The organism is Persicitalea sp. (assembly GCF_041751555.1).
In the GTDB taxonomy this organism is placed as follows: domain Bacteria; phylum Bacteroidota; class Bacteroidia; order Cytophagales; family Spirosomataceae; genus Persicitalea.
On record NZ_JBGSXF010000142.1, the window covers coordinates 1 to 7,727 of the forward strand.

Genomic DNA, 7,727 nt, shown 5'->3' on the forward strand with positions numbered 1-7,727 from the left:
CTTGTGGTACGGGCTTCCAGCCCGTCCTTTGCATGGGTAATACTTTCAATGAAGCGTTATCTACCCTAAACGGGCTGGAAGCGGCAAAGGCCGTCCGACCATACCACATAACGTCCTGTTTCATCAAGTTGTCATAAAAAATGCTGGAAATTACGCTCGAAGAGCTTTACGATATTTATTTGAAGAATCCGCTGGTCTGCACTGACACGCGGAAAATTACGGAAGGCTGTCTGTTTTTTGCCCTGAAAGGCGATAATTTCGATGGCAATGCTTTTGCCCAAAAAGCCCTGGAAAGTGGGGCCTCCTACGCCGTGGTAGACGATTTTTCGGTCGTTAAGGATTCTCGCTTTTTAATGGTGGACGACGTTCTGGCCTCTTTACAGGAACTAGCCAAACACCACCGCAGTACCTGGGACATTCCAGTTATCGCCCTGACGGGTTCAAATGGCAAAACTACCACGAAGGAACTCATTGCAGCTATTCTTGCCAAAAAGTACCGCACCAATGCCACTGTCGGTAACCTCAACAATCACATAGGCGTGCCGCTCACGCTATTGTCTATTCACCCGGATGAGAACACGGTAGCGGTAATTGAAATGGGTGCCAACCACCAGCAGGAAATCGCCTTTCTGTGCAGTATTGCCCAACCGACGCACGGGCTTATTACTAACATTGGCAAGGCGCATCTCGAAGGTTTCGGCGGCATCGCGGGCGTCAAAAAAGGCAAAGGCGAACTCTACACCTACCTTTCCAAGAAAAAGCGGGTCGTATTTGTCAATGTGCAGGACGACACGCTGATGGAAATGGTGAGCAAGAAACACGCCTTTGGCGAAATCGTTTTCTACCGCACCGCCAGTTCGGAAGTGAATCCGACGCTGGTCAAAGAAACGCCGTTCGTCATTTACGAAAATCAGGAGCAGCAAACTATTGTCACACACTTGCCAGGTAAGCACAATTTTGACAACATCTGCGCCGCCCTAGCCATCGGCCATTACTTCGAAGTACCCGGCGAAGCCGCGCACCGCGCCATCTCCGACTACCAGCCCGACAACAATCGCTCACAGGTAATCGAAAGAGGCAGTAACACCATCACGCTCGATGCCTACAATGCCAATCCCAGCTCCATGCGGGCGGCCATCGAACACTTCACCCGCAGCGACGCCCCACGCAAGTTGCTGATTCTGGGCGATATGCTGGAATTGGGCAATGAAGCCGCCGCCGAGCACTTAGCTATTGGTCAATTAGTCGCCGAGGGCAAGTTCGACATTGTAATTCTGACCGGGCCGCTCATGCAACACGCCCTGCCCGCCTTGCCCAAGGCGTACTACATTCCCGATAAATTCTCTCTGCACAACTGGCTTATGGATCACCCGCAGGAAAACACGCACATCCTCATCAAAGGCTCCCGAGGCATGGGGCTGGAGAGTGTCGTCCAGTTTTTGTGAAAATGTGGTACGCGCCGGTGCGCCGGCGCGGTTCCAGCCCGTCGTTAGCAAATGATTCTTTTTAGAAATCGAGTTCTCGGCGAAAGACGGGCTGGAAGCCCGTACCACATCTACTTTCGAGTAAACCAGCAGACGGAAGGTATTTTGTTAAAATATTCAGTCAAAACCAACCTTTCCCCCACTCCATAAACTTTTCAAAAAATCATGAAAAAAGAAATCACCCGTATCGACGTAGGCTCCGCAGCCCTAATGTCGGGGGCCGTGATGGCGCTCCTCAGCCTTGTATTCATCTTTTTCTTCTTTCTAATTTTTTCTCTGCCGTTTGCGAACACCAGTCTTGGTGGCTACGAGAGAGGATTAATATTTGGGGGCGGGGCTATTATGCTGATTTTTGTCCCGATCATTTACGGGGTTATTGGGATCGCTTCGGGAGCCCTCTCAGCGGTCATTTACAATTTTATCGCTGGACGCATAGGTGGCGTAAAAGTTTATGTTAAAGACTGATTTAAGAAGATCAAACTGCTAAAAAAGCAAAAGCCACTGGATGATTCCAGCGGCTTTTTGCTTTAAAATTCGGGTAAAAAATCAAAACCTTTACAATCCGAACGCCTCTTTGATCTTGTCCACAAAATCAAGTTTCTCCCAGGTGAAAAGTTCGACTTCCATTTCCTTTTCCGTGCCGTCGGCCCCTTTGAAGCTTTTCTTGACTACTTCGTTGACGCGCCCCATGTGGCCGTAAGCCGCCGTTTCGGAGTAAATCGGGTTACGTAGTTTCAGGCGTTCCTCGATGGCGTAAGGACGCATATCGAAGATTTTTTCGATTTCGCGGGCAATCTGTCCGTCATTCATATCGACCTTCGCCGTGCCTTTGGTGTCCACAAAAAGCCCGCAGGGCTTGGCCACGCCGATGGCGTAGGAAACCTGCACTAGTACCTCGTCGCAGAGTCCAGCGGCAACCATGTTTTTGGCGATGTGCCGCGTAGCATAAGCCGCTGAACGGTCCACTTTGGAAGGATCTTTGCCCGAGAAAGCACCGCCGCCGTGCGCCCCTTTACCGCCGTAAGTATCGACGATAATCTTGCGGCCCGTTAAGCCGGTATCTCCGTGCGGCCCGCCGATGACGAACTTTCCGGTGGGGTTGATATAGTAGGTAATACTGTCGGTAAAGAGTTCTTGCATTGCTTCCGTCAGCTTTTCTTTCACGCGGGGGATGACAAAAGAAATGACGTCAGAATTGATTTTTTCCAACATATCCTTCTCGCTGGCGAAGTCGTCGTGCTGAGTCGAAACCACAATGGTGTCGATGCGCTGCGGCACATTGTCGTCGCTGTACTCGATCGTCACCTGTGCCTTGGCATCAGGCCGCAGGTAAGGGATGAGTTCGGGTTCATTGTTACGAATATTAGACAGCTCTTTCAATATGCTGTGCGCCAGATCCAGCGCCAGCGGCATGTAGTTTTCGGTTTCGCTGGTCGCGTAGCCAAACATCATGCCCTGGTCGCCCGCGCCCTGGGCGTTGGCTTTGGCCTCGAAATCCTGGCTTTCCGCCGCACGATCCACGCCCTGGTTGATGTCCGCGCTCTGGTCGTGAATGGCCGACATCACGCCGCAGGAGTTGGCCTCGAACATATACTCGCTCTTGGTGTAGCCGATTTTGCGGATTACTTCCCGCGCAATCTTCTGCACGTCGAGGTAAGTGCTGGTCTTGACTTCTCCGGCCAGTACCACCTGTCCGGTGGTAACGAGGGTTTCGCAAGCTACTTTGCTGCTGGGGTCCCAGGCCATAAAGTTATCGATGAGGGCGTCCGAAATCTGGTCGGCTACTTTGTCGGGGTGTCCTTCCGACACGGATTCCGAAGTGAACAGGTAAGGCATTTTTTTGAGTGATGAATGATGAATGATGAATTACTGGAATGCAGGCTGTAAAAACGAATGTGCTGGAACCGCATTGGGCGATACTGATTGGCGAATCCAGGAAGCGGGGCGGGAGAAGTGAACTTTTTTTGGTTTGATACCCACATCGTTCCTTTACCACCGTGGTGTTCAAGCCCGGTTGGCGCTTCTCCTCCGAAGCTTCTGGATGCCGGTGCAAAATTGATTTTTTTTTAGAAATTAACCAAACGCGCTAGAATCTCTTTATCAGCGTATCGACCATTCCTTTGGTGAAGGCCCAGAGCGGCACAGTAGACATGATGCGCAGTTCGTCAGCGAAGGAGGCCTTACCATCCATGAAAGTGAGAAGTTTAGGCGTAAGATTTTTTTTATAAAGGTGCGTAAATATGACTTCCCCGGAGTGGCGTTCCCGCAACAAAACATTTAGTAGTGTACTGTCCATAAGCCGCTTGAACCAGGAGTGCAATGTCGCTTTTGGTGGTGAGGGTTCGCCCGTAGTCAGGATTTGACTCACTAGTTCCTGCGTGAGCCACTGCGTACGCTTAAAGGCGTAACCCGACGAAGCCTTGACGTAGCCGCCCGAAGTACCGATCCTAATGACGCGACTATCGCGAGGGGTTTCGGGAAGCTCGTCGGTCATAGGAATCACCCCAAATTCCTCGTGGTGGATCTCGAAATCCTGAATATTCAAGACATCACGAATGTATGTATGCAGCTCGCGGTCGTATTCGGCTGGTTCCAAAAGTTTGTCGGAGAAGACTGTGTACTCCACGAAGGCCCGTTTCTCGTCCACTGGCAATACGTAGCTAAACCGTACGCCCAGGCCGGTTTGCGCTATGCGGTAGTCCATCATAATTGGCACGTCGGGATCGAAGGAAGGCTGCGGAGTGGATATTTCCCATCCTTTAAAATGCTGGAGCATATTCTCCCGCTTCTTGTTGTCGAGCCGCAACGAAGTGACGCTGTCGAAGACGTAATCGGCGATGAACTGTCCGGCTTCGGTAATGACGAAGCCGCCGTCGGCGGTACTGGTTAGGCGTCCAACGTTCGTTTGCAGAAAGGTAATGTTAGGGTTGGCCGCAAGGTCGGTCTTAACGAAATTGTAAAAATCAATTCCCCGAATCCACTTGTAGGCATAATTGCCCAAGTCGAGTTTCTTTTCAAAACCGCCACTCCCATAAAAGTAAACTTCCGGCCATTTTCGGAAAACAATCGGGTCAAACGGGCTTTCCCGGTCTGTTTCCCAGAAGCACCAGGTGCGATCGTTTTTGTTTTTTTCGTCCCTGTCGAGAATCAGGATCTGCTTGTTGCGTAGCACCGACTGATTCATATAATAAGCCAGACTCAGTCCCGCCAAGCCACCTCCCGCAATGATGTAGTCGTAACGTTTCATAGGGAGTGGTCGGCTATGGTCTTTTGGGTTCTTCTTTGAATCATCTCGTCAGTCGGGCAAAAATTAAAAGCCCATGTCAAGAGAGGACAAGGGCTTTTTCAAAAACATATAAGGCAAAATTTAGATCGGCACGTTAACGTGGCGTTCGGCGTGGTAGCTGGAACGAACAAGCGGGCCGGATTCGACATATTTCAGACCCCTACGCAAGCCTTCTTCGCGGTACATGTCGAACATCTCGGGCGTGATCCACTCGATCACTTCATGATGCATTTTGGTAGGTTGCAGGTATTGGCCGAGGGTCAAGATGTCGAGACCGTGGGCTGCCAGGTCATCCATCGCCTTAAACATCTCTTCTTTGGTTTCCCCTAAGCCGAGCATAATGCCTGACTTGGTACGCTGCTTCGCCTCCTTTGTGCGACGGATTTGTTCCAAACTACGCTCATACTTGGCTTGCGGGCGTACGCCCCGGTAAAGGCGTTCGACAGTTTCCACATTGTGCGAGACTACCTCCTGCCCGCCCTCGATCATGCGAAAGAGTGCGTCCCAGTTATTTTTCACGTCGGGAATCAGTGTTTCTATCGTCGTCGCGGGGCTTTGCTCCTTTACCTGCCGCACGGTTTGGTACCAGATTTCGGCGCCCCGGTCTTTCAATTCGTCGCGGTTGACAGAAGTGATGACGGCGTGCTTGACGCCCATGAGTCGAATAGCTTGGGCTACGCGCTGCGGCTCGTCGGTGTCGTACTCGGGCGGACGGCCCGTGGCTACGGCGCAGAAGCTACAGCTGCGGGTGCAGACGTTGCCCAAAATCATAAAAGTGGCCGTACCCGCGCCCCAGCACTCGCCCATGTTGGGACAACTACCGCTTTCGCAAATCGTGTGTAGCTTATAGGTATCGACCAATTGCCGCACTCGCAGAAAATCGGGGCCGGCGGGTAGTTTTACGCGTAGCCAGTCAGGGCGTTTTTTGCGCGGAGAAGGAATGACGGGGAGTTCGATCATTAAAGTACAGAATGCTTTCTTGCCATGTTTTCATTAAAACCCGTGCAGAGTCAAACTTGTTAGCTAAAATTTTTGCTCTACTTTTTCAGTCCATAATACAGCGTCACAAAGCCAGAGGTGAAAAAGCTGCGGTTTTGGGCCTGGGGCATAATGATGATTTGACGGGAGAAGGCTTCGGTCACAAAGCCAATTTCGATGCCCGTCATATTCTCGCGGAAGGCGCTCAATTCGAAACTGAGGGCAGCCTTGAGGTGCAAGCCCGGAACGATTTTTGACTTATCGAAGCCTTTAAAGAAGCCTCCCGCACCAATAATGTCGCCTGGCAAGTCGGGCGTATACGGCACCGAAGTCACGACACCCGCGCGGGGTTGAAGCTGTACATAATAAGGCTTTTCAATGCCAATCGAAGGCCCCGCGGCCAGAATGCCACTGATAGAAATCCCTTCATTGGAGTGGCGGTTATAAAACATAAGTTCACGGCCGTACTCGGGCCGCAGAACGAAAAGGTAATTCTGTTTACCATAGGTCAGCCGGGAGCCATTGCCGGGGTAAGGCGACGAAAACTCCTTGGGATGTTTTACATTGACCGCTTCAAGGGCCAGGTACCGAAACTGTTGCTTACCGAAAAGCGTCCCGGATATGGATTTGGAACTACGTACCACCACACCGCCCAGCAAGCCAGAGTTAGTGTTAGTGGTAACGCCGCCCGAAATGAGTGAGTTGTAAGTTTCTATGTCGGTGTCAGCTTCGCCGCGCCTTTGCGCCCAACCTACAGTTGTAAGCAAAAGGCACAGGCTGCCGAGCAATAAGCATTTTTTATTCAGCATGATATTTGAATTCCGGGAAAAGTGTTTCGAAGGGTGAAAATAGAGAAATTTGTTTAATTCTTGATTTCCCACGCTCCTTCTTAACGGTTTTTTATAATTTTATGTTCTTCTCACTAACCAGAAACTCATGCCGACGATCAAAACCGACTACTTAGGCGAACTACGTACTCAAGCCGTTCACCTTCAATCGGGAACCCAAATTCTTACTGACGCGCCTACCGATAACCAAGGCAGGGGCGAAGCCTTTTCGCCGACTGACCTCGTTGCAGCGGCCCTCGGCAGCTGTATGATGACAATTATGGGTATAGCCGCCCGTCGCGACGGCATTGACCTGCAAGGCTCCGAAATGGAAATCACGAAAGTGATGTCTCCCGACGCCCCGCGTCGCATCGCCCGTGTAGAACTCGAAATGAAGATGATTACCGACAGAGAATTGTCAGAACCTGAGCATGCTAAACTAGAACGCGCCGCTCATACTTGCCCGGTAGCCCTGAGTCTGCATCCTGACGTGGTGCAAGCGGTTGCTTTCTCGTGGAAAGTAGCGCAGGATGCCTAAAAAAGCGGGCGAAGTCGGGAAATGAGTTTCCGACTTCGCCCGCTTACATTGAATTCTTCAAAATCTAGGCAAACTCGATGCTGCCGGCTTGTTGGCTGATTTCGTCGAAACTAATGTCGAAATGTGAAGCATCGTACACGCATTCACCTTTGGAAATCAGTAAAACCTGTGGCGATTCGTGGGCAACGCTGAAGGTATCGGCTACTTCGCTGGATAAAGAACGCAGCGAGATCAGATCCAGATAGTAGGGCGCTAAGCCGCCTGCTTCCTCATCTTTCCACTTCCTTTCGAACCGTGCTTTGGCCGTCGCGCTGATGTTGCAGCGTGTACTGTGTTTAAAAATCAGCACGGGGTGCCGCTGTGATTCTTCCTTGATTTCTTCAAGCTGGGAAGTTTGGGTAAGTTGATGCCAATTCATGTTTGTTGTGTAATTGTGTAATTGTTGAACTGTGGAATTGTTATGTAGTCCTGTATTTTATCAGAATCCCTAAATCCAATAATTAAACAGCTAGACAGGTAAACAGTTCAACGTCGATTCAACGATTACACAATCAAACAGTTCAACAGCGCAACTACTGCTTTACGTGCCGCGTGTCCAGTTTCTTGATCATTTC

The 7,727-nt window shown here is 50.7% G+C and carries 8 protein-coding genes and 1 riboswitch; of the genes, 3 read left to right on the plus strand and 5 right to left on the minus strand.

What is annotated here, in order from left to right; translation table 11 throughout:
* The first annotated feature begins 140 nt into the window (after nucleotides 1-140).
* Together murF and ACEW8P_RS04800 are read left to right on the plus strand one after the other, a co-directional pair.
* The gene (gene murF / locus ACEW8P_RS04795) at nucleotides 141-1,445 is read left to right on the plus strand and encodes a UDP-N-acetylmuramoyl-tripeptide--D-alanyl-D-alanine ligase (RefSeq protein ID WP_373511965.1); all 1,305 of its coding nucleotides are present in this window, start codon (nucleotides 141-143) and stop codon (nucleotides 1,443-1,445) included.
* A gap of 204 nt (nucleotides 1,446-1,649) precedes the next feature.
* Entirely contained in the window at nucleotides 1,650-1,949 is a 300-nt protein-coding gene (locus ACEW8P_RS04800) for a hypothetical protein (protein WP_373511966.1), read from the plus strand.
* A 90-nt stretch (nucleotides 1,950-2,039) separates the two neighbouring features.
* Here the strand turns inward: ACEW8P_RS04800 and metK are convergent, their stop codons facing one another.
* The 4 genes from metK to ACEW8P_RS04820 form a co-directional block, all read right to left on the minus strand.
* A complete protein-coding gene (metK, locus tag ACEW8P_RS04805) occupies nucleotides 2,040-3,320 on the minus strand; it encodes a methionine adenosyltransferase (protein ID WP_373511967.1) in 1,281 nt (426 codons plus the stop codon).
* Between the two features lie 114 nt (nucleotides 3,321-3,434).
* Nucleotides 3,435-3,534, minus strand: a riboswitch (SAM-I-IV-variant riboswitch).
* A gap of 36 nt (nucleotides 3,535-3,570) precedes the next feature.
* Complete coding sequence (locus ACEW8P_RS04810; RefSeq protein ID WP_373511968.1) at nucleotides 3,571-4,731, minus strand: lycopene cyclase family protein; 1,161 nt, start codon at nucleotides 4,729-4,731, stop codon at nucleotides 3,571-3,573.
* Nucleotides 4,732-4,851: 120 nt separating this feature from the next.
* The gene (lipA, locus tag ACEW8P_RS04815) at nucleotides 4,852-5,730 is read right to left on the minus strand and encodes a lipoyl synthase (protein WP_373511969.1); all 879 of its coding nucleotides are present in this window, start codon (nucleotides 5,728-5,730) and stop codon (nucleotides 4,852-4,854) included.
* Nucleotides 5,731-5,807: 77 nt separating this feature from the next.
* Nucleotides 5,808-6,557, minus strand: a complete 750-nt coding sequence (locus ACEW8P_RS04820) for a hypothetical protein (protein ID WP_373511970.1) — start codon at nucleotides 6,555-6,557, stop codon at nucleotides 5,808-5,810.
* Between the two features lie 127 nt (nucleotides 6,558-6,684).
* Between ACEW8P_RS04820 and ACEW8P_RS04825 the strand changes: the two genes are divergently transcribed.
* Nucleotides 6,685-7,113 (plus strand): OsmC family protein, encoded by a 429-nt coding sequence (locus ACEW8P_RS04825; protein ID WP_373511971.1) that lies wholly within the window; start codon nucleotides 6,685-6,687, stop codon nucleotides 7,111-7,113.
* A gap of 64 nt (nucleotides 7,114-7,177) precedes the next feature.
* Here the strand turns inward: ACEW8P_RS04825 and ytxJ are convergent, their stop codons facing one another.
* On the minus strand, nucleotides 7,178-7,531 hold the full coding sequence (gene ytxJ / locus ACEW8P_RS04830; protein WP_373511972.1) for a bacillithiol system redox-active protein YtxJ: 354 nt from the start codon (nucleotides 7,529-7,531) through the stop codon (nucleotides 7,178-7,180).
* Nucleotides 7,532-7,727 lie beyond the last annotated feature (196 nt).

Bases quoted from the DNA above. Each gene is read 5' to 3' on its own strand.
- metK (WP_373511967.1), bottom strand. From the start codon at position 3,320: ATGCCTTACCTGTTCACTTCGGAATCCGTGTCGGAAGGACACCCCGAC.
- murF (WP_373511965.1), top strand. From the start codon at position 141: ATGCTGGAAATTACGCTCGAAGAGCTTTACGATATTTATTTGAAGAAT.
- ACEW8P_RS04820 (WP_373511970.1), bottom strand. From the start codon at position 6,557: ATGCTGAATAAAAAATGCTTATTGCTCGGCAGCCTGTGCCTTTTGCTT.
- ACEW8P_RS04810 (WP_373511968.1), bottom strand. From the start codon at position 4,731: ATGAAACGTTACGACTACATCATTGCGGGAGGTGGCTTGGCGGGACTG.
- ACEW8P_RS04825 (WP_373511971.1), top strand. From the start codon at position 6,685: ATGCCGACGATCAAAACCGACTACTTAGGCGAACTACGTACTCAAGCC.
- ACEW8P_RS04800 (WP_373511966.1), top strand. From the start codon at position 1,650: ATGAAAAAAGAAATCACCCGTATCGACGTAGGCTCCGCAGCCCTAATG.
- ytxJ (WP_373511972.1), bottom strand. From the start codon at position 7,531: ATGAATTGGCATCAACTTACCCAAACTTCCCAGCTTGAAGAAATCAAG.
- lipA (WP_373511969.1), bottom strand. From the start codon at position 5,730: ATGATCGAACTCCCCGTCATTCCTTCTCCGCGCAAAAAACGCCCTGAC.